Below are 20,449 nucleotides of genomic sequence, written 5' to 3' on the forward strand. Positions count from 1 at the left end.
AGTTTCCGGAGGCCGCCGAGAGGCTCGAAAATTTCAGCCGCCGTCGCACAACCCGGACAACCGTCGCGTCCGCCCTGGAAGGTGAACGCCAGCAAAGTCGCCTCCGAGTACGAGCATCTTTCACCTCTGCCTCTCCCAAGGCAAATCGGGAGGACCGACGGGCGGTCGATCCTCACCGATTTTCCGTGATCGCAGTCCGCCTTCAGCTCCCGAACTCGCCGAAGAACGCATCGACCGCGTCCAGCTCACTCGAGTTGCGGGTGCCGGTTTGGGCGACGGCCAATTCGTCGAGCAGATCGCCTTCACCCTCGCCACCTTCACCCTCGCCACCGCGAATCGCGTTCTCGATGTAATTGATCACCTGCAGGGCATCGAGCGGTCCGACCACTCCGTCACCGTTCACGTCCAAATAGGGCGGGCGGGTACCGGGGTTGTAGGGATCGAGCGGCGGCGGGTTGGAGCCGCCGCGGTTGATCGCGTTGATTACCTGCAGGGCGTCGAGCGGCGAGACGTCGCCGCTGGCGTTCACGTCGAAGCGGTTCGCTCCGTTCTGGAACGGATTGACCTGGATCGTGAAGGCGAAATCCTCGACCTCGCCATCCATGGCCGTTCCCCCAGGCCCATCGACGCCGTTGCTCGAGAGCCGGAAGCGGGCAAACGTCTCGCCTGCCTTGGAGAAGGCTTCCCCTGGGAACTCGGGCACGTCGAGCGGCGGAACGTCCACCGCGATCGGGTTGAGGCCGGCGGAGAGGTCCACGCCCCCGACCAGCCGCTCCCCACGCTCGTTCTCAGCGAAGATCCCGTCGCCGTTCCAGTCGACCCAGTAGTCGAGCACGAAGTTGTTGGAGTCGGCTTGAATCTCGACCGTGAAGCTGGCGCTGAAGCCGGTGTAGACGGTTTCCAGCAGGCTGATGCCGTCGTCGACGTCGCCGTCGTTGGGGATTGCATCCGCATCGGGCGTGATCGACGAGCCGAGCCGCAGGTTATCCGAGATCGCGTGCCGCGGTCCGTCGTTGACCCGAGACGAATCGTAGAGCGGTTCCGGAGCATCGCCGTAGTCGAAGCCCGATCCGAGGAAGATCGTGTACTGGGTCTCGTTATTGGCCCGGTTCGGCTGCAAGGCGTTGCCGGCCCGGTCGCGGATCGCTCCCACCTGCGTCACGCCGCTACCTTCGACCAACTGGGCATTGGCGAACCACAGCGAGCCGTCGCCCGGGGTGAACACGGGGCTGACCAGCGGAGTGCTCTCGAGAGCGGTCGAGACCGCCTCGGCCACGGCTTCGGACGAAAGCGTCGGCGAGGGGACGATCGGCACCGCCACCGCACCGCCGGGAACGCCGCTGAGGGTAAGTGCGGCGGTCGTCGGATCGGTGGCGAAATCGAGCAGGTCCAATTCATAGCCGAACGGTTCGTTGAGGCGGATTTCGCCATCCTCTCCGACCGTCGGGTCGAGTCCGATGTCGGCATTGCGGATCGCGTTGGCGATCTTCGCGGCAACCGCTTCGGGACCTTCGCCGACCGTCAAGCGGATCGGTTCGGCACCGATTTCCACGTCGCGATCGAAGCCCAATTCGAACAGCGTCGTCACTCCGTTGTGGACGATCGCGAACTGGTCGCCTTCGGCAAATCCCGCGGCACCCGTGGCCGCGACGCTCAGGACCAGCGAATCGGTCACTCCCGGAAGCCCGGTCGGTAGGATCGCCGAATTGCTCGTGTCGAGCAGATCGCCGACGCTGCCGCCAAGGTGCACGCTGCCGTCACCCAAGGCCTGCGGATTGGCCAGGTCAAGTCCGCTGTTGCGGATCGCCGTGGCCAATTTTTCGGCCAGCTGGATGTGGGTGTCGGTCCGCCGGAACGGGATCAGCACGTCCGATTCGTCGTCGGTGTCGAGGTCTCCCAGCAGGTTGAACTCGAAGGTGATGACGTTCGTTCCGTCGAAGTAGGTGACCGTGTCGCCGTCGGTGACGCCGCGGTCGACGCCGTCGACCAGGAGCGGCGAGGAGAGCGGATCGACGGTGTGCCCCTCGAGGCTGCCGAGCTGGATCTCGTTGTTCTCGAGCGCGACCGGGGCGATCTCGAGCGTGCCGCTGCGGCCGATCAAGGCGCCGAGGATCGCGTTGCGGACATCGGTCGCCGAGGCTCCCGCACTGAGCGGAATCTCGACGACGCCGTCGCTGACGTCCCCCGAGACGTTCAGCTCGAACGTTTCGCTGATGCCGCTCGGGCTGGTGATCGTGAACTGGTCGCCGTCACGGAATCCCTCCTCGCCACCGACGCCAAACGGCACGGTCAGCGTCAGCGTGCGGGGGACGTGCAGAACGTAGCCCGTCTCGTACTCGAGGAACGCCCGGACGCCGTTCTCGTCGGTCACGATGATCTGCTCGCCGTCGACCACTTCATTGCCGACCGGAGCCTGCAGGACGAAGCGGTCGCGGTTGTTGAGCGTCACTTCGTAGGCCGCGTTGGACCGCCAGATCCCCGTCAGCGGCGTCAACCGAATCGTGTTGCTCGTCTCGCTGTAGCCGAAGATGTAATCGACGCCCGGCTCCAGCCGCCGGCCGTTCTCGGTCAGCACCACTGCCTCGCTGGTGACGGTCATGTCGTTCAGCCCCGAACCGGTCGGCTCGAGCAGCTGGATCTCGAAGAACTCGAGCGTTCCGGTCGGCAGCCAGACGTAGCTGACGTCGCCATTGACGTCGCCGCCCACGGTCTGCACGCCTTGGCCTTCGACGAAATCGTCGGGAACGGTCAGCGAGGAAGTGGGACCGGCCAGGTCGGCCCGGTCGAGGGCACCGCGATCGATGAACACGTTCGCTCCGACACCGGCCGGCGTCTCGACCAGCGGATCGTCGATCCGCGGCTGGCCGTAGGCGTCGAACGACGGGGAGACGATCGGCGAGGGAGCGATTCCCGAGGGCTGTTTGACGGTGTTGAAGAACTCCTGCCGATCCGACAGCGAAGCGAATGAGCTGTCGATCGCCAGCGAACCGGGAGCCGGAATGTAGATCCCGTTGGCCGGGTCGGTGAACAGCGCCGCCTGGGAAGCGGGCAGCGTGTCGAGGTTGAACGACAAGCTGCCGAGCGGGAAGTTCGACGCGGTCGTATTGTCCTTATAGATATTGCCGCCGACGACCGTCGACTGGCTGGCGGCCGAACCGTCGATATCGACGCCGATGTCGAAGCCGGAGATGATGTTGTTCAGCACCGTCGGGCTGGCATTGGCGCCGACGCGGATCCCCACGCCCTGGGGTGTCGGTGCCGGGGCATTCGGATCGTTCGGATCGGGATCGGCCAAGGGAACCCCGACGACCGTGTTGTTGACGATCCGCCCGAAGGGCACGCCCCCCGGCATCGAACCGTTCGGCGACGCATCCCCTTCGAACAGAATTCCGCCGCTGCCCCCGGCGACGACCACGTTGTTGGTGATCACCGCACCGGGGAGCAAGCGAGCCGTGTTCTCGTTGCGGAGCAGCCGCGCCGCGCCGGGCTTCGGCAACGCCGTCCCGGCCAGCGGAGCCACGTCGGTGACGTCGCGGTCGCCGGCCGTGGCGCTGATTCCCCAGTTCTGCGAATTGCTGATGAAGTTCGAGCTGATCACGATCTGACCCTGGTCGCGGAACCGGTTCAGATCGCCCTCGTCCATGTGGTAGTCGACGTACAGCACGTCGTTGCGATTCGACGCCGGGCGCACCGTCAGCTGGTACTCGCCAAAGCCGGGGAGCTCGAACGGCGAGTCGGGCTGGCTGAGGACCATGATGTAGTAGTGTCCGTCGGCCGGTGCGGCGAAGCGGAGGAAGGCTTCCTCGATCGACTCGCCCGGGGCGGTTGCGCTCGAGCCGAGGTCTCGCGAAGTCGCCAGCACGATGCCGTCGGCATCGAAGACGGCCAGCATTGGCGTGGTCAGGCGGTTCGAGCCCTTGGCGGTGGTCACCGCATCGAGATCGATGTCGATCTCGTTGCCGGCGAACAGGTGCAGCTTGAGGATGTCCATGTCCGCCCAGGGGAGATCGCCGTCGATCTCGCCCCCCCTGCCGGTCGTCGCCCGGTCGCCGATCTTGCCGACCGCCACGAGCGTATCGGTCGCGCCATCGACGTACTGCGTCGGGTAGGCCCGAGCCAGCGTGTCGGGTTCGAGCACGTACTCGACCGGAGCGTCCGGCTCGGAGATCTGCGGGAACGTCTGGGCGGCCACCCGGTCATTGAAGTTTTCCTGCTTGACCAAATCGACCTTCAGATTCCGGCCGCTCGACGGGTTCACGAAGACGTACTCGCCGAACAGGTTGACCAGATGGCTGGTCGTCCCGCCGAGCTCGCGGCTGTCGCCAGTCGCCGCCCGGATGTTCAGGATCGACTGGACCTGCGAGCCGTTGATCGCGTTGCGGATCGCCGCGGCCACGTCGCTGGCGCTGCTGGTCCGCGGGTCGAACGAGACCCGCACGTTGCCCGGCTCGACCCCCGGGGCGGTGATCGAATCGAATTCGAAGGTCAGCGCCCGCGTGCCGTCGGTCAGCGTGAAGGTATCGCCGTCGCGGATCTCGCCGCCCGGCTGGGCGACCAGCGTGACCGCCCCGTCGAGGCGATCGTTGGTGTCGAACGAACGGCCGAGCGAAGCCTCTTCGTTGAGGATCAGGTTGATCGGATCGTAGTCGTCCGGCACGCCGTACTCCGCACTGCGGCGGATTTCGAGCGAGTAGCCGCCGGTGAAGATCTCGTTGGAGTTCTCCGGCTGCTCGGCGTTGTAGTCCGATTCCGGATTGCGGACGAAATCGAAGTCGCTTGCCGGAGCATTGATCACCACTTCGCCCCGTTCGGCGAACCCGATGATCAAGTTGTCGAGATACACGCCCTCGACCTCGTTGGCCTGACCCGGTCGCGGGTTGGCGTTGTTGAGTCGGTTGCTTTGGAAATCGCCGAACTCATCGCCCGGCAGGTAGCTGCTCAGCCCGAACGGTCCAGCGTCGAGAACCGTGTGGTTATGCAGCACCACGCGATCGGCAAAGGTCTTGAAGTTCGCCGTGGTCGCCACCGGCTCGTCGTTCTCGTCGACTTCGCCGAGCCCGATCACAAAAGCTTCTTGGAGCCGCGTGATCACTTCTTCAGCCGTCAGGTCGCCTTCGACCTCGATCGGCACCGAGTCCAAACCGACGCCCGGAGTGCTCGAGAAGAACACGCCCGATCCGAAAGCGTTGTTATCCACGTCGACCGCGTTGGTCAGCCCCACCGAGCTCTGCCCGAAGCGACGCGCATCGATGCCGACATCGAGCGCTGCCAGGACCGCAGCGGCGACTTGGCTCGAAGTCATCCCCGGCGTGACCCGAACCTCGCCCGGACCGGCCGGGAGGTTGGTGAAGGTCACCGTCTGCGTCAGCGTGTCGGGGCTGCCCTCGCTCAGCGGGTAGACGACCGTGAACGAATCGCCCGGGTTGATCTCGCCTCCGGAGGGGAAGTCGAGGACGTAGCCAAGGTCGACTTCGAAGGTCGTGAATTCGAAGGTCGTGCCGCCGAAGACCGGGTCGAAGACCTGCTTGGCGATCTCCAGCGTTTGGCCGTCGCGCAGCCGATCCGCGGCGACCGATTTGATCTCGTCTCGGTAGGAGAGGAACGCATTGCCGCCGAAGCCGATGCCACCGGCGGTCGAGAAGTCAAACCGCAGACGGATCTCTTGGTTGCCGGCCAGCGGCGAGATGTCGACCCGAGCCTGCCGCCAGCTGTCCGAGTTGTCGTGCAGCTCCTGGACGGGAATCCCGGTCTGGGCAAAGTAGTCGAACTCGTCGCCGCGCTCGAACTCCTTGAAGCTGTTGTTCGTCGCCAGCAGCTGCCACTGGCCGTCGTCCCCGGCGGCGAAGACGCGGAAGCTGTCCCGCATCAGGTTGACGCCCGGGTTGTAGTTGGTCCCGTCGGTCTCGAGGAAGTAATCGAAGTAGACGGTCGGTTTGTCGGCCGAACTGTAGCCGGCCAGGCTGAACGGAGCGGTCACGACCGAACCGTGCGAGCCACCCGGAGCGAGCGTCCCGCGGCTATCGTTCTCGGGGTGCTCGAGCCGGTTGTCGGCCTGGTTGTTCGTCGGCTCGAAGCCGAAGTACAGGCTCGTTCCACCGCCGAGGCCGGTCGGGAAACGGCTCTGGTCGTACGGCATGTAGTTGCCGTGGCCGGGATCGGTGCGGCGGTCGATCGTTTCGTGCCAGGGGTTTTCCTCGAGCGTGCTGAAGGCCACCCCGACCGGACGCACCGAGAGCGGAGTCCCGTCGCTGTACATCATCGGCACCGCGCTGGCGCCGCCGCTGAAGATGGGCGCCGGGACGGCTGCCAAATCGGGGCCGCTGTCGTCGAGCCCGATCGCGTACATCCAGCCGTCGATGGTCGTGGCGAACATCGTCTGGCGATAGGCCCCGTTTTCGGTCGTGCGGGGGCCGAGCGTCATCCCGCTGAACTCAGGGAACCCGGCCGGATGGTTCGCGTTGACGGCGATCGTGCCGAGATACTCGGTCTCCAACACGCTGCTATAGCTGCCTGGCGAGAGCGCCGAGAAGTCGACCGTCCGTCGCGGAGCGAACAGGTCCACCCGGTAAACGCCGCCGCGATCGTCGACTGCGTAGATGTACCGCGTGTTGTCCGGATCGACCGCCATCCCGGTGATGTTGCCCCCTTCACCCGGGCTGAGGATCGCGTTCCCGTCGTCGTCGACGTCCGGCAGTCCTCCGGTGTCGACGATGCCCAGCTCGAACTTCTGCGAGGCCGGTCCAAACGGCTCGCGGTAAGGACCTTGGCCGAAGTCGCGGTCGTCGGCCGTGGTGCTTCCGCGGTTGGTCGTCGCTCCACTGGTGGCGACGTTGGAGTACATGATGTTGCGAGTCCACACGACTTCGCCGGACCGCCCCGCGTTGTCGCGGTTGCCGACGACGTACACGCGGTCGTTGCCGTCGACGCTCGTGTCGTTCGGGTTGTAGGCCATCGCGTGAACGATGAGCTGGGCGTTGTCGTCCGCCTCGGTTCCATCGCCAGCCGCGTTGTTCCGCCGGAAGGTCAGCCCGTCGTCGCCGACGTTCGTGTCGTTCCCGTTGATCGTGCTGATGTTCAGGTAGTTGCCGACGTTCCCGTTGTTGCTGGGCCCAGTCTGGGGAGCGGTCGAGTAGGAGTACAGCTCGCCGTCGCCGCGGATCGCCAGGTCGCTGACCTGCGGGCCGGTCTCGCCGAGGGTCCGTTCGAACATGCCGGTGAACGGGTCGAACGTGGCGATCGTCGTCCGCTCGGTGCCGCCGTTGATCCCTTGCTGGAGGGCGACGAACATCGTCACGTCTTCCAGGCTGTAGGGGACGACCGACTCGTTGGTGAACGCCGGCTGGATCGGCTGATCGGCCGTGAAGTTGCGGCCGTCCAAGTCGTCCGAGACGATCGGACGCAGCGAGTTGATCGGCATCCGCCGGACGAGGTCGTAGGGCGTGGTGCCGTTGACCGCTTGGCCGAGCGGGGCGGGCATCAGCAGATCGCTGTGGACCGCCACGTAGTAAACCCCTTCAGGCAACTCGACCGGGCCGATGTGGGCGTCGAGCACCCCGGCCGAACCGGCCGAGAGGTTCGTCATGTCGACCCCTCGCAGCGGCGTTCCCACGTCGCCAGCGACGTTCGAGTCGCGGCCGCTGAGGATCAGCCGCCCGGCCGAGTCGTAGATCGAGATCGAGGTGTTGACCCGCCCCAGACCGTCGGCGTAGTCGATGTCGAAGGTCAGCGGCACGAACCGGTTGTCGGGCCGGAAGATTTCGGTTTCCAGCGAATCGTAGAACAGGTCCAAGCGGAACAGGTCGATGTCGACATCCGGCATCGCCGTCGGGTTGACCGTGAACGACTGGTTGCCGATCTCGCCGGTGACCGTCAGCGAGGCGCGGTCGGTGCTGAGCAGGTTGCCCAGCGGATCGGCCGTCGCGGGGTTGGCCGTCATCGAGCCGCCGTTGCGGTCGACGAGGATCGGATTGCCGAGCGGATCGGTTTCGTTGAACAACCGCTCGGCCGCTTCGCCAGCCAGCGGCGAGTGCAGCGGGGCGCTGACCAAATCGATCCCGTTGACCGCGTAGCGGATGTCGGCGAACTGGACCGTCGAGCCGGCCACTTCGTCGACTTCGCGGAGCCGAATCCCGAGCCGGTAGGCGCCGTGGCTCAACCCATCGCGGACCTTGCCGCGGTCGGTCAGATCGCCGCTGCCATCCGGAGCGAGGTTGCTGCTGCGGACGCGGACATAGTAGACGTTGCTCGCGCCGGTCGCTCCGGGGAGCAAGACGCGGAAGCCGCCGTCCTCGGGGTTCGGCGATTCGCTCTGGCCGATCCCCGACTTGCGAAGCGAGTTGACCGCGTGGTCTTCGAGCGACGGATCGCGATAGATCTGGTTCGGGTTGCCCGCTTCGCTAAACGATTTGTCCGAGAGGACCAGGATGTTGCCGTTCTCGTCGATCAACTCGACGACGCTGTCGAGCCCGTAGGTCGTGCGGTCCAGGTCGATCCAGACTTCGCTGCCGGCTTGGCCGAGGAAGCTGTAGACGTCGACGTCGCCCGGGTTGGTCAGCGTGCCCTGGATTTCGAAGCCGAGTCGCTTGTTCTCGTCGCCGAGCTTCTCGCCGGCGGCCAGCGAACCGATCCGCTGGGCGGTGCCGGGGATCGCGTTCTGGCCGGCCGAGGTCGAAACCGGGGGCTCGTTTTCGAGCACGATCTGGACGTTGCGGTCGTTGGCAAAGCTGTCCAGGACGATGCCGTGCCAGTCGCCCGGCTGCGGCTCGGTCGGCGAATTGTTCGTGTCGGTCTGCGACTGGCCGTCGAAGGTGAAGCCCGCGCCGACCGAGTCGTCGTGGATCGAGGTCAGCACGACCGGGAAGCCGGGCTGGCCGACGACCTGCAGCGATCCGCCGATCCGATCGTCGATGTCCAGCGGCCGACCGGTGGCCAGCAGCCGCGCGCCGGCGGTGAACTTGACCACCAAGCTCTGCAGCGGGCTGCTCTCGAGCCGCAGTCCGCCATTGTAGTGGTGATCGACCGTGACGACGTCGCCGCCGACGACGTGGACGATGTCCGCGTCGTCCCAGACGCTCTCGGTGGTCAGGACCTCGCCCCGCACGACCATCCCGTTGATGGCGTTGTTCTCGAGGCGGTTCTGCCGTACCAGCGGACCTTGGTTGTCGGCGTACCCGCTGAACCGATCGAGTTCACCGGTCGCCCGGCCGCGGTCGGTGACGTTGCTGAAGTTCAGCGCATCGGGGTTGATGCTGAGCGCCGCTCCAGCGTTATCGCGGAACACGTTGTCGACGATGATCGGCTGCGAGCCGCGGATGAACAGCGTTGCCGAGTCGTTGAATCCGTAGCCGCCGCGGGTCAGCGAGTCGTCCTCGCCCGAGGCGTTGTTGGCGAACGTGGTGTTGGTGATCCGGGCCCGCGCCTGGAGCACTTCCATCGCATTGAACGAGGCGAAGTTGCCGTCGGTCGAAGTCTCGCCACCACCGAACTCGATCACCGCGAAGTCGACGCTCGCATCGCTTCCCTGGCGGAACACGAGCCCGCCCCAGTCGCCGGGAGCGGCCGCGTCGCCGCTGCTGATCACGTTGCCGTTGGCGTCGAGCACGCGGTCGTTGTTCGTGTCGAACGTGCCGCCGGCGCCGTAGCGGTCATCCTGGCGGCTGGTGAAAATCACTTCCCGACCGTCGACCCCTTCGGCATAGAAGTCCGCCCCGAAGGTGGTCTCGATCCGCGAGCCCTGCATCTTGACGACCATCCCGGGATCGACGCTCAAGCGAGCGTCGTACCGCGGGCGGAAGCTCTCGGCGATCGTGCGGTCGATCGTCCCGCCCCGCGTGGCGCCGGTGTCGGTGAACGTCCCCTGCGAACGGTTCAGCTGATCGACGAATTCGTACTCGCCGCTGGTCGGGTTCAGCCGGTACAGCCGGCGTCCGACAAAACCCTCCGGAGCGGCCGGCAGGCCCGAAAGCCGGATCGCTTGACCGTTGACGGTCGTCGACCGCGTCAGCTCCGAGGCCAGCGATTCGTTGCCATCGACGTCGACGAAGGTCAGCACGTAGTTGTAGGTGCCGCTGAGGGTCGAGCTGCCGGTGGTCGGGTTGACGGTCACGCCAAACACGTTCGGACGCTCGGTCTGCAGGATCGGCCCGCCCGGGGTGCCCTGGACGACCAGCACTTGGCTGATCACGTGCGTGATGTCGGTATCGTCAAAGCGACCGCTGACGGTCATCGGCTCGAGCTGGCCGACCGCCGGCGTATCGATCCGCACGAACAGACCATTGATGCTGTTGTTGACGAACTGGATGCCCGCCAGATCGGGACCGACGCGGTCGTAATCGCTGGTGAACGAATCGCCTCGCTGGTACACCGGAGCGTGGAAGTTGGTCTCTTCGAAGCTGTTCGGGTCGGCGCTGAGGGCCGCGTCGGCACTGTTGCGAATGATGCTGTAGTGGACCGTCGGCCGGGCCTCGTGCATCTCGATCGGAGTCACCGGAACCTGGCCGCCGGCGGTCCCGCCACCGTAGCGAATGTCGGCCTGGGCGACGTAGTTCAGGAAGATCCCTTCGTTCTCATGCACCGGCCGTCCCTGGGCATAGTCGACGTCGTTGCGGAACGACAGCCCGCCCCACTGGCCCGCGGTGGGAGTCGTCTGCAGCGGGTTCGTGTCGACCCCGACTTGCTGGTCGTCGTAGGAGGTGAAGACGACCCGGCCGGAAACCGCCGCGCCGCCCGGCCCGCGGACCGCCGTGCCGTTGCCGCCGACCAGGATCGGCGTCCCGAGCACTTGCAGGGCGCTCTCCGAACGGTCGGTGTCGACCGTGTTCGAGCCGACGGAAATCCCCGCGTTGCGGAGCTTCAGGATCACCCCGGCGTCGACCATCACGGTTACGCCGCGGGGAATCTCCAGATTCAAACCGTCGGACAATTCCTGGTTGTTGACCCCGCCGCGACCGATCTCGTAGGCCCGGTTGTCGCTGAGCGTGTCGAACCGACCATCGTTGCCAGCGTTCGGCAGGACGCGGATGATGTCGCCGGGGCGCGAGCGGCGGACCGCTTCATCGATCGTCTGCAGGGGCGACGCGATCGCCCCGTTGCCGCTCGCGTCGCTGCCCATTTTGTCGACGAAGATGACCTTCGGCTGGCTGCTCGGAGCCGTGGGGTCCACGGCTCGGGCGGTGCGGAACCAGAAGTTGTAATCCCCGCCAGCGACGCCATCGGCATCGCCGTCGAGAGCGCTGCCGGAGGTGTCGGTGATCGCTGCGGTCGCCGCGCTGCGGAAGACCAACCGCAATTGGTACTTGCCTTCGCTGCGTCCGCCGAGCCCCGAATCGGCGATCGCCGGGTTGTAGGTGTCGTTGCCCGAAGCGGAGACGCCGACGACGTACTCGCCGGCGGTCAGATCGATGCCGACGAACGAGTCGTTGCTGTAGAAGTCGTCATTGCGGGCGACCAGTTCGAAATCGTTCGGGCCCCCGCCATCGACTCGCCGCCACAGCGTCAGCGACGTGTCGAGCAAGCTCGAGCCGTTCATCCGCTCGGCAAATGTCTCGGCGGTCAAGCGGCCCGCCTCATTGACGCTGAAGCGGTACAGGTCGATGTCCCGGCCTTCGGCGCGGAACAGATGCTGGCCGACCGTGATGTCGCTCTGGCTGAGGAAGTCGGGCTCGGTCGGCAGCCCAAAGTCGAGATCCGACTCGGAGCCGGCCGCCGTCCCCGGCGGACGATCGAACATGTCGCCGATGCCGAGCAGCGAGCCGATCCCGCGGAGCGCTTCGAGGAACCAGCTCGGCCGGCCGTCGGGGCTCTGGCCGTAGCCGTCGTACCAGTTCTCACCGGCGTCGAGAATCAACAATCCAATGCCCGGATCGGAATCGTCGCTGCGGAAGATGCTGAGCCCGGTTCCCTGGCCGGTGTCGGCGGTCACTTCGACCGCCCGCATGTCGCCGGTGACGATCTGCAGCCCAAGATTCTCGGTCTCGACGAACCGCACCCCGAGATGCTCTTCGTAAAGGCTCAAGATCTCGCGAGTCCGCTGCCGCTGGGCCGGAGTGATCGCGTTGTCGAGCCGGTTGCCCTGGGTGTCGTCGCCGTAATCGCGTTTGAAGTTGTAGTACAGCGTCGTGATGCCGAGCTCGGTGTCGGCGCGGCCGAACAACTGGCTGTTGCGGCGGATCTCGCGAACCCCCGGCTCGTCCGGAGCCCCCGGCCACTGCAGCAAGTATTCCTGGGTCGGTGCGATCTCGCTCTCGATGACCACGCTCTTGCCCGCTCCGTCGAAGAGCGTCCCGAGCGAGGTGGCCGAGCCAAACGTGTCGCCCGGAGCGTTCGCCCCCGTTTCATCGGCCGGCAGCACCAACGACTCGGGAGCCGCCAGCCGCCCTTCGTTCGAACCGATCCGCAGCCGCAACGTGCCCGCCCCGTCGGCCGCGGCGACCGGCGCCCATTCGGACAGATCGGTGTTGAAGGTCAGCACGGCCCGGTTGAGCGCCGGATCGTAAGTGATCGACGTCGGCAGCAAGACCTCGTCGTCGGTGTTCTCGACCGTGTCGGCGGTGAAGTACAGCTTGTAGAACTGCGGATTGACGACCGACGCGCTCGACGAACCCGTCGTCACCGGGCCGGCTCCCGGAGCGCTCAACGGATCGTTGTTGAAGAACACATGGATCTGCGCACGCTGCTGGCGGCGAACCCCATTGATCGTCTCGATCGGCTGCGGCACGACGGCCGTCACCAGGGCGCCGAGCTCGACATCGAAGTACAGCTCTTCCCGGTCCGCTCCCGCGTTGGACGGCTGGAACAGATCCCCCTCGATGTTCCGCAGCCCCACGATCCCCGAAGCGGCTTGGTCAAACCCAAAAATCTCGATCTTGTACTGATCGTCCGGCAGCGCCTCGGCGAACCGCGCAATCACGATCCGCTCGGTCTCCCCAAAACCGAGATAGCCGGGCGTGACGATCCGATCGTTACCGTTGCCGAAGAACCCGTCGCCGCCGGCCGCCGTGATCCGAATCCCCTGCAGCGTGTCCGGATCGATCTGCTGGTCGCCGCCAAAGCGGAAGGTCAGCTCCGAAGGGCTGCGCGTCACCTCGTTGATCGAAGCGAAGTCGAAGATCTGCCCGTCGTTGGGACTGACGCTGATCAAGCTCGGGGCCGCGTCGGCAGCCATCAACTCGCGACGCTCCAGCTGCTGGTGCAAGAGCTGGCGTCGGCTCACCCGGAGTTTGTTGCGCAGAGTGTTGTGCTTTTTCGCGTGGGAGCGATTGGCCATCGGGGCAAACCTTCGGCAAGATCAGGGGAAATCGAAAACTGGGTAGCCGCGCCTCGCAAACCGTCACCGATCGCGGCAAACCGCCGCTCCGAACCAGGAAAAGCCGGCCGGGCGGGCCCTTCCGCACCTCGCACCAACCTCGAACTCCACGTCCGGCGGGTCCGTCGGGCGCTCAAGTGTAGGTTTAAGATAGGGGAGGAGGAGAGGATGGGAGGTTTGGCGGCGGTTGCAGTGGATTTTAATTCGGGCCCTGCTTAGTTCAACGAAAATCAGGAGCAGAGCAGCCTTTACGACGATTCGTAGCGGTCGAATCGGTCGCTCCGTCAGGACCGAATGTGAGGCTTTGGATACACCCGAGGCCGGGAAAGTTCCTCGGAAAGTTGGGATTGATCCCGCTCCGCCGCCGCAATTACCGTCGTTCCCCACCGGCTCCCCGCGCGGAGCCCGCGTCGTCTCCCATCCGCACCGAGCGCGTCGATGTTCCGACTGTCCTGCACCGAGCGACTCCGCCGCTTCCATCTCAGCGGGAATCTCCGTTGGGCCGCCGCAGCCATCGCGCTCGGGGCCCCAACTCTTGAGGCTCAATCCCTTGGGGCCCAGGCAGTTGCAGCCGAGGAAAACCGCACCGTCGGTCGCTCGCCGTCCCAGGGACTCCGCCCGATCGGGGCCCCCAGTCCCGTCGATGCCTTCGAGCCCGCGACAGGTCCCTCGCGGCGGTCCCAGCCAGCCGTATCCCAGCCAGCCGTATCCCAGCCAGCCGCTGCCGCGCAGCGCGTCGGGAGTGCCGCTGGCGGAGTCGCTCAGACGGCGTTCATGCAGGGAGGCGGGTTCGCGATGCCTCCGAGCGGCGGCACATCGGCTCCTTCGGCTGGAGGAGGTGGCCCTGCTTCTGGAGGAGGCGTGGGTGCCGCTCCAGCCGCCGGGCCTCGCCCCGCACCGGCGGTGACGGGCGGAAGCGGCCTGCAAGCTCCTCCCTTGGCTGGCGGCCCACCGGCGGCACCTCCCGCGGCAGGCTCGACGGCGTTGCCAGACGGGCTGCAGCCGGTGCCTTCGACGACCACGGCGCCACTGACCGCTCCGCCGCAAGCGTCTCCTCTCAACGCTTCACCACTGACCGCTTCACCACTGACTGCATCACCGAGCGACGTGACACCGGTGCCTCAGCCGCAGCTCGGTTCCACCTGGGCGACGGCCGACAATTGCAACCTCGTCAGCCCGCCGTCGGGCTACCGGGCCGAGTTCGTCCCTTGCGGGCCCGCGCCGGTAGTGCCGCTCGCCTACACGGCTCCTCCGGCGGTGGTCGTTCCGCCGACGGTCATGCCCGGCGCCGCCCCCCCGGTCCTCCCGGCCACCGCCGGCCACCGGCCGCTCTTCACGCTCGGTCAGGAGTACTACAACGTGCAGCTCGGGCAGGGGATCATCGGGCAGCCGACCGCCTACGTCCCGGGGCAGCACATCCGCAATTTCATCCGCTACCTGTCGCCCTAGCAGTTGGTTGTGAGGCGTTCGGAATCGAACCGCTCATGAAAAAAATCGTTTAACGGCAAGCCGAAGGCGACTGTGTTTTAAAAAGCAGTCGCCTTCGGCTTGCCGTTAAACAACTGCGCCACCAATCGCGTTGGGGCGCTCTTCAGCTAGTCTTCGAGCTCGAGGTCGACCGTCTGCTCGCCGGGGTGGATCTGGACTTCCAGCGGCGTGGTTGCCGCGAGGCGGTACCGCGGCGGGACCCGAGGGAGCGGCGAGCGTCGCCGCTGGCGGCTGTTCTCGGCGGCATAGTCTTCGATCACGACTTTGTGCCATCCGACGACCGATCCGGAGCGGTTCGCCGTGCCGCGGTACGCCAATACGTAGCGGCCCGAGGCGTCGGTCAGCCCCGAAGCGTGACCGCCCAGCGTGGCGCGATCCGGGTCGGGCAGATACGTCACCAGCAGTCCGTCGAGCGGTCGATCGTCCGGGGCGATGACTTGACCCGAAACCCGGGCCAAGGGCGGCTCGGAACCGCACCCGCTGGTGGCCAGCAGCCCGACGGCCAGCCACCCGACGGCCAGCAAACGCCTCGTGGGCAAACGCCTCGTGGGCAATCGCCTTGTGGGCAACCCGGTGGCGAGGACTTCGCGGCAGCGCCGCCGGGCTGACGCGGTGGTGGTCTGCGGGTTACTGGTCATCGTTCACGACCTCCCCACCGCTGCGGGTCGCTAAAGCTTGCAGGACGACCAGCGGGACGGTCTCGGAGATGAAACGCGTCGAGCCGTCGCAGAGGGCGAATTGGGCTCCGCCAGGGTGCCCGCTGCCGTAGGCCGACATCCGCAGGTTGACCATCGCGTAGCCGATCCGCTCCGGCTCGAGCTCGGCGGGGACGATGAAGTTGATCGGTGCGTTGGCGCGGGCCGAGGCGAGGACGTGCGTCGTTCCGTTGGCTCCACCGGTCCAGCCCCACGCGCCCCATTTGCGGATCGGGTAGCGGCTGTAGAGACCGTTCTCGTGCAGCAGCCGGTCGAAGGTCGGATCGTGATGGAAGCGTTCCCCAAACAGCAGCGTTTGGCTCAGCCCGTCGCGAATGTCGGCGATCGCGCAGGGGGCCGCGCCAGGCTGTAGGGCGTCCTGGTCGGCGTAGGGCTTGGAAAGTTCGCCGGTCATGTAGAACACGCCGTCGGCCTGCATCTCGGGATCGCCAAAATAGGTCGAGTGCGTGCCGCCATTCCCGACGTAGCTCGAAATCCCAAAGTAGCCGGTCGAGTAGCCGGTGCGGGCGTAGTCGAGTTCGACGGGGCCGTCGCCGAGCAGGTCCGCGGGGCAGCGGAGGATTTCGAGAACCGTCGCGCTCGCCGCTCGGCGGCTGCGGGTTCCGTCGTCGGGATCGCGGGTGTTCGCGATCGCCGCCTCCAGCGTCTCTTCGTAATCCCAGGCTTCCGCGAGCGCCGTTTGCTCGAGGTAGGGGAGCAAGAACGCAAAGCAGGTGTTGCCGTGGAACCCGTCGGGGTCGTAGCTGTGATTGGTCGTCAGCCCCGGCGGAAGATGCTCGTGGACCGTCTCGAAATTCTGGGCTGCCAGGCCGAGCTGGCGGAGATGGTTGGAGCAGGCGATCCGGCGGGCGGACCCGCGGGCGCTCTGCACGGCCGGCAGAAGTAGCGCCGCCACGGCTCCGAGGATGGCGACGACCACGACAAGTTCGATCAGAGTAAAAGCCCGCCGCATAGGAACACTCCTCCGGTTCCGTCGGTAGTCGGCTTCTCATCCGTGCAAGAGCGAGTGGCGGTGTACAAACATCCCTCACGCCACCACCTTTGTAGGGTGGCTCTAGCAGCAGCCAAGGGGGTTGTTGCGGATTTTTTCGGATTTTTTTGAGCCGAGAGTGCTCTTCGTCACCATCACCCTCTCCTCGGGAGGGTCGGGCTCTTAGGCCCGGGGAGCGTCGGCTGCGTTCATCTCTGCTATCGGCGCGACCTCTCGCGTTGCCCTCCCCGCTCGTCCCTCGCGACCCTCCCGGGGGGAGGGTGCCGGGCGGGCTTCTGACAGCACCTGCCCCCCGGCGGCTGATAAAGAATGGGGCTAGCCCGGCGGCTGAAATGGGGGATCGGCTCTACCGCAGTTGGCTGAGCACGCGGCGGACGATCTGGTCGAGATCTTGAGGGCGGAGCCGCACCGGTGCCGTGGCGGCGGCAGCCGGAATCAGGTCGGCCATCTGCTGCTGAGCGTCCGAAGCGGCGGCCCGCTGAGCATCGGTCAGCGGCTGACGCCCGGGGCCCAAGTCCCAACCGCGGACGCGGACTCCCGCCCGGAAACCCTCGGGGAATTCGCTCGTTCCGATCATCAAATCGAACAGCGGCAGCAGGGCGTGCTGCAGCTGCATCGCCCGATCGACATCCTGAGCGGCGCAGGCTGCATAGATCGCTCGGGTCAACTCGGGAACGACGCCGCTCGAGGCGCACGTTCCTCCGTCGACACCCGAGAGCAGCATTGGGGAGAGGGCGGCATCCCAGCCGGTGAGGAACGAGAACTCGGGCCGCTGGTTCCGCACCGCCGCGATCATCCGCAGCATGTGGGGCAGGTCGCCCGAGCTGTCTTTGATGCCCACGACGCGCGGGCACTCCATCGCCAAGCGGCGGACCGTTTCGACGTCGATCGGCGAGGCGAACAGAGGGATATTGTAGAGCGTCACGTCGACCGAGACGGCGTCGGCGATTTTGCGGAAGTAGGCATAAACCCCATCGGGGCTGAGCCGATAGTAGAACGGAGCGACGATCGCGACGGCCCGAACTCCCAGCTCGCCATAGGCGTGGCAGGCGGCGATCGTTTCGTCGGCATTCGCTTCGGCGGCTCCGGCCAACACCGGCACCCGGCCCCCCGCCGCGTGCACGACCGTGCGGACGATCTCCTGGCGTTCGCTCGCGGTGAACCGCACGAATTCGCCGGTGCTGCCGTTGGGATACAATCCATCCACCCCACGCTCGATCAACCAATCGACGTAACCGGCCAAGGTTTCATGATCGACCCGACCGCGGGAATCGACCGGCGTGATGTTAGGCGTCAGGATGCCGGAGATCGGAGGCATGGCAGGTGGGGGGGCCGAGGGGAGAGATGTGCAAAACACCGACGCTTCGGGCAGCCGAATCGTCCGCCCGGTTGCAAAATTGTAGATCGAGGTTTGAACGTTCGCGATCGTTTTCGCTAGCGAGGAAGGTTTTTTCCTCGATCCAACATTCGCCAATCGAAGCTAGGGAAGCTGAACCGCGGATAGCACGAGAACTTGACGAAGGTTGAATGGCGAAGAAAAAGCAGCCGAGTAATCCTCCCAAGTCCAGCGGAACGGGCGGGACCATTGAGCGGGGCGGATCGGGCGTGCGACTTGCAATCGCCGGGCTGCTCAGCCTCGTCTGGGTGCTGCTGCTCTGGAGTCAGCCGATCGCCGAAAACACGCTGCGGTGGATCCTGCTGCTGATTCCCGACGCAACCTTTGGAGCCTGGTTCGATGGGCCGGTGACCGTCCAAGGAGTGGTCGACCGAGCGGCGGTGGTGGGCGTCGCCGTGCTGGTGGTCGCTCAGGCAGCGGCCGGCGGGGGACTGCTGCTCCGCGGCTTCGGCGGATCGCTTTGGTTCGCACGCCTGGACCGGATCGCGCTGGCGGCCGCGTTGGGGCTGGGGATCCAAGCCAACGTGATTTTGCTGCTGGGGCTCGGCGGAGGATTGCGGCTCCCGGCCGCGGCCTGCTCGGTGGCCGTCGCCACCTGGGGCTGCGGCGCCCTGGGCGGCTGGCTGATCCGTCGCCTCCTAGCCCGCGCAGCCTCCAGCCGAGCCCTTCCACCCACGCAAACCACAGAAGCTGAGCGGGCGGCGGAGGTGGAGCGCGGCGAGCCGGCGGGGGGCTGGGGGACGAAGGTGCCTCGGCTCGTCGCTGGTCTGTTCGCTTTGCTGCTGATCTTTCGCGCGGTTTTGCCGCCGGCTGAGTACGACGTCCGCGAGTACCACCTGCAGGCGGCGAAGGAGTGGTGGCAGGCGGGGGAGATTGGTTTTCTGCCGCACAATATCTATGCGAACATGCCGATGGCGGCCGAATCGCACGCGATCGCTGGCATGATGTGGTTCGATCTGCTGGGCTTCGATGATGCCGACGCCTGGTGGTGGGGAGCTCTGGCGGGCAAGCTCGTGATCGCCGCTTACGCGATCCTCGCGGCCTTGCTGGTCGGCGGCGTCGCTCGGCGTCTGCTCGGCGTCGCTCGAGGAAATTGCGACCCCGCGGCTGCACGGCTGGCCGCCGAGTGGAGCGTGGTTCTGGCGATCGCGTTTCCCGGCGTGGTCGAAGTCTCTTCGCTGGGGCTGATCGAATCGGCCGTCGCGATGTACTTGGCCGCCGGACTGCTCTTCGCGGTCGCCCGAGATTCGGAGGCGGCTCGAGGCGATGGGGCGGCCTGCAGTGTGGTGGGGGCTGCCGGCGCGGGGGGGACTGGCGGAGCGAACCGCGTGGCGGTGGCGGTTGGATTGGGGCTGGCGAGCGGCTTTGCCCTCGCTTGCAAGTATCCCGCCGTGGTGTTGGTCGTGCCGGTGCTGGCCGCTTGCCTTGTCTTTCCGCCGGCAATCGCAGTTCCAGGGACGGGGGTCGAGGGAGCTGAAGGGCAGGGGGAAAGCGAGTGGCGGCGGCTGCGGAGAGTCGCCGTGGCGCTTCGGCGGTGTCGCCCCGGCGAGATCGGAGTCTTCGTGCTTGCCGCATTTCTCGCCGGCGGCTCCTGGTATGCGAAGAACGCGGTGCTAGCGGGCAACCCGGTCTACCCGCTGCTTGGAAACTGGCTGGGAGGCGAGACGCTAACCTCGGCGAAAGTCGAGCAGTGGAACCGTGGGCATGCCGTTCCGGGATATTCGCTCGAGCAGCTCGGGGGCTCGATTGCGGGGCTGCTCTGGGGGTGGCGTTTGCAAGGCTGGCTGGTGGTGCCAGCGGTCCTCTGGGGGGTGCTGCTCGCGTGGCGATATCCGGCGGTGCGGTGGTTGGCGGCTAGCGGCGGATACGCTTTCGCTGCGTGGTGGCTGGTGACGCATCGGCTCGAGCGTTTTCTGTTGCCAGCCGCGCCGCTGATGTTCGTGCTGGCCGCGTTCGGGATCGCTGCCTGGTTTCGAGTGACCGGAGCGGGGGGAGTTGGAGTTGGAGCGGGGGGAGTCCGCTGGGGGACCGGGGTGCTCTGCGGCTTGGCGGCGATGAATGCGCTGTATGTGGCCAGCCCCGTGCTGGGGGATTCGCGGATCGCGGTCGATCTCCGCTATCTGCGCCGCGACGACGAGTCGAAGAGTTCGATCGCCCGGTTGCCCGAGCATGTTCGCTGGGTCAACGAGCACCTCGGCGCCGAGGATCGGATCTTGATCGTCGGGGACGCCGCAGTCTTTGACTACGAAGTTCCATTGAGCTACTCGACGACCTTTGATCGCTCACCGCTGGCGGAGGTCATCGAGCGACCCGAAAGCGAATGGTCGGCGGCGCTCGCCGAGCAGGGCCACACGCATCTCCTGGTTCACTGGGGAGAGATTCAGCGGCTGCGTTCGACTTACGGATTCGACGAGCGGATCACGCCGGAGCTCGTTGCGCGGATGCTCCGCGCCGGGGCGATCAAACCGCTCAAGGTGAATCTCAACCAGGGAGCGGTCCAGGTTTATGAGGTCGTGCCGCACCGCGGCTCGGTCTTTGAGCCGTAGGCGCTAGCC

The 20,449-nt window shown here is 66.2% G+C and carries 6 protein-coding genes; 2 read left to right on the forward strand and 4 right to left on the reverse strand.

All coding sequences use genetic code 11. The annotated features are described in order from the left end of the window. Positions 1-202 precede the first annotated feature (202 nt). Entirely contained in the window at positions 203-13,264 is a 13,062-nt protein-coding gene (locus GNK13_RS03700; protein WP_164101090.1) for a dockerin type I domain-containing protein, read from the reverse strand. A gap of 477 nt (positions 13,265-13,741) precedes the next feature. Between GNK13_RS03700 and GNK13_RS03705 the strand changes: the two genes are divergently transcribed. Further along, positions 13,742-14,752 (forward strand): hypothetical protein, encoded by a 1,011-nt coding sequence (locus tag GNK13_RS03705; protein ID WP_164101091.1) that lies wholly within the window; start codon positions 13,742-13,744, stop codon positions 14,750-14,752. A 146-nt stretch (positions 14,753-14,898) separates the two neighbouring features. Here GNK13_RS03705 and GNK13_RS03710 read toward each other — a convergent pair whose 3' ends face one another. From GNK13_RS03710 to GNK13_RS03720, 3 genes are all read right to left on the reverse strand, one after another. Next, positions 14,899-15,429 (reverse strand): hypothetical protein, encoded by a 531-nt coding sequence (locus GNK13_RS03710; protein ID WP_164101092.1) that lies wholly within the window; start codon positions 15,427-15,429, stop codon positions 14,899-14,901. Then, entirely contained in the window at positions 15,419-16,459 is a 1,041-nt protein-coding gene (locus GNK13_RS03715; protein WP_164101093.1) for a DUF1559 domain-containing protein, read from the reverse strand. The genes GNK13_RS03710 and GNK13_RS03715 overlap by 11 nt, the downstream gene beginning before the upstream one ends. A 385-nt stretch (positions 16,460-16,844) precedes the next feature. Further along, positions 16,845-17,816 carry a dihydrodipicolinate synthase family protein gene (locus GNK13_RS03720; RefSeq protein ID WP_164101094.1) on the reverse strand — a complete coding sequence of 324 codons (972 nt, stop codon included), beginning with the start codon at positions 17,814-17,816 and terminating at the stop codon, positions 16,845-16,847. Positions 17,817-18,025: 209 nt separating this feature from the next. Here GNK13_RS03720 and GNK13_RS03725 point away from each other — a divergent pair, with 209 nt between their 5' ends. Then, positions 18,026-20,440 carry a hypothetical protein gene (locus GNK13_RS03725; RefSeq protein ID WP_164101095.1) on the forward strand — a complete coding sequence of 805 codons (2,415 nt, stop codon included), beginning with the start codon at positions 18,026-18,028 and terminating at the stop codon, positions 20,438-20,440. The last annotated feature ends 9 nt before the right edge of the window (positions 20,441-20,449 follow it).

It is taken from the genome of Candidatus Laterigemmans baculatus (genome assembly GCF_010367455.1).
GTDB classification, from domain to species: domain Bacteria; phylum Planctomycetota; class Planctomycetia; order Pirellulales; family Pirellulaceae; genus Laterigemmans; species Laterigemmans baculatus.